This window comes from Wolbachia endosymbiont of Pentalonia nigronervosa, from assembly GCF_014534705.1.
Classification (GTDB): Bacteria; Pseudomonadota; Alphaproteobacteria; order Rickettsiales; family Anaplasmataceae; genus Wolbachia.
Genome location: NZ_JACVWV010000125.1, coordinates 1 through 2,250, shown reverse-complemented (window position 1 = coordinate 2,250; position 2,250 = coordinate 1). Strand labels below are relative to the sequence as shown.

The 2,250-nt window shown below is 35.7% G+C and carries 3 protein-coding genes; all 3 read left to right on the top strand.

The genetic code is table 11. The features are described 5' to 3' along the window. A partial coding sequence (locus tag IC220_RS07150; RefSeq protein WP_188153747.1) for a phage tail sheath family protein occupies window positions 1-540 on the top strand: 540 nt, incomplete at its 5' end. A gap of 11 nt (window positions 541-551) precedes the next feature. Beyond that, complete coding sequence (locus tag IC220_RS07145; RefSeq protein WP_188153746.1) at window positions 552-1,058, top strand: phage major tail tube protein; 507 nt, start codon at window positions 552-554, stop codon at window positions 1,056-1,058. A 78-nt stretch (window positions 1,059-1,136) separates the two neighbouring features. Beyond that, window positions 1,137-1,997, top strand: coding sequence for an Rpn family recombination-promoting nuclease/putative transposase (locus IC220_RS07140; RefSeq protein WP_188153745.1), 861 nt, complete (start codon window positions 1,137-1,139; stop codon window positions 1,995-1,997). Window positions 1,998-2,250 lie beyond the last annotated feature (253 nt).

Here is a 2,250-nt window from a genome sequence, read left to right as displayed (position 1 = left end):
CCACCAAGTCCATTTGTAGCTGGTTTAATGGCCAAAGTAGATAGTGAACAAGGATTTTGGCACTCACCATCAAATAAAGAGATAAATGGCGTTGTTGGCACAAGTAGAGCTATTGATTTTACCTTAGGTGATGCAAATTGCCGTGCTAATCTTTTGAACGAAAATGAAGTAACGACGATAATTCACCAAAATGGCTACAGACTCTGGGGAAATAGAACGTGTTCAGATGATCCAAAGTGGGCTTTTCTATCGGTCAGACGTACTGCAGATTTAATAAATGACAGCTTATTGAGAGCTCACTTATGGGCAGTTGATCGAAATATTACCAAAACTTACATAGATGATGTAATTGAAAGCGTAAACTCTTATTTAGCAGGTTTAAAAGCACAAGGAGCGATTATCAGTGGAAAATGTTATGCAACTTCAGACCCAGCAAACATTGCAAGTGGCAAAGTATTTTTTGACTTTGAATTTACTCCACCATACCCTGCTGAGCAGATAACTTTTCGCTCTCACTTGCTAAATAATGAAATTTTATAAAGAGGAAGAAAGTGTTACCAAAGATACTGAGAAACTTTAACGTATTTGTCGATGGTAGAGGCTATGCTGGGAAAATCGACGAAATAACCTTGCCAAAACTTACCATTAAAACTGAGGAATATCGTGCTGGTGGTATGGACATTCCAATTAGCATAGATATGGGAATGGAGAAATTAGAGGCTGAGTTTACCTTCGCTGAATATGATACAGAACTCTTTCGGCTATTTGGCTTGATAAATGGAAACTCGGTATCCTTAACTCTCAGGGGTGGAATGCAAGGTAGTGGTAGCAATGAAGTTGAAGCCGTTATTATAAATCTTAGGGGAATATTCAGAGAATTTGATTTTGGTAGCTGGAAACCTGCAGAAAAAGCCACACTCAAATGTACGGTAGCTGCTCACTATTATAAACTTACTATAGGTGGAAATGAGTTAATAGAGATCGATGCTGAAAATATGATGCGGAAAATTAACGGTGTTGATCAGATGTCTTTGCTGCAAACGGCTTTAGGAATTTGACAAAAAATGTAAGGCTTTTTTATTGAAAAGTTGCTAATAATGCTGTATAATTATTAATGGTTTTTAGGAGTTTTTGCTATGGCTTTATCTAAGTTTCTTGATGTTAAAAACGACATAGCCTTCAAACGAATCTTTGGTACTGAAAAGAATAAAGATATTTTAATTCATTTCTTAAATGATATCCTAGGGTTTACTGGCGTCAATGAAATAAAAGAGATAGAGTTTTTGAGTACTATCCAAGATCCTGATATTGCTGCTAAAAAACAAAGTATTGTCGATGTTCTCTGTAGAGATGAAAATGGGGTGCAAATAATTGTCGAAATGCAGGTGGCTAAAACCAAAGGCTTTGAAAAACGTGCCCAATACTATGCAGCTAAAGCTTATTCAAGGCAGGCTGATAAAGGTGATCAATACCATGACCTTAAAGAAATTATCTTTATTGCTATAGCAGATTGTATTCTGTTTCCGTGTAAGTCTATGTATAAGTCAAAACATACTATTCGGGATGAAGATACTAATGAGCACGATTTAAAAGATTTTTACTTTATATTTATTGAATTGCCAAAATTTCCAAAAACCAAAGAGGAGCAGCTTTCAGGTATAGTTGAGAAATGGATATACTTCTTCAAGTATGCAGATAAAACTAGTGAAGAGGATCTAGAAAGAATAATAGGAAGTGATTTGATAATAAAGAGAGCCTATGAAGAGTTAAATAGGTTCAACTGGTCAGAGAAAGAATTTATAGCCTATGAACAAGAGATCAAGCGTATTCTTGATGAACAGGCTGTACTTGCTCAAAAACTTGATGATGCCAGAGAGGAAGGAAAGATTGAAGGAAAGATTGAAGTTGCAAAAGCGATGCTAGCTAATAATGTTGATGTTAACACTATTGTCAAGTGTACAGGTCTTTCCGTTGATGAAGTTCAGGAATTAATATAGACAGCTTATTGTAAGGCCATTATTACTTCAAAAAAAACACAAATTCAAGTAAAAAAATTAGGTAGTGTAGACATTCAAAAAGAAAGGAGTTATAATAACAATTTTTGAGAGAAGCTAAGGATGTTATACGACTTAAAAGATAAGCAATGGGAAAGGATAAAGGAGAGTTTACCCGGAAAGAAAGGGGATAGTGGAAGGAGTGCAAAGGACAACAGAAAGTTCATAGCAGCAGTGATGTGGATAGGGCGAACAG

What these genes read in the sequence shown, in the direction of transcription:
- IC220_RS07140 (WP_188153745.1), top strand. Translation starts at nt 1,137, where the DNA reads ATGGCTTTATCTAAGTTTCTTGATGTTAAAAACGACATAGCCTTCAAA.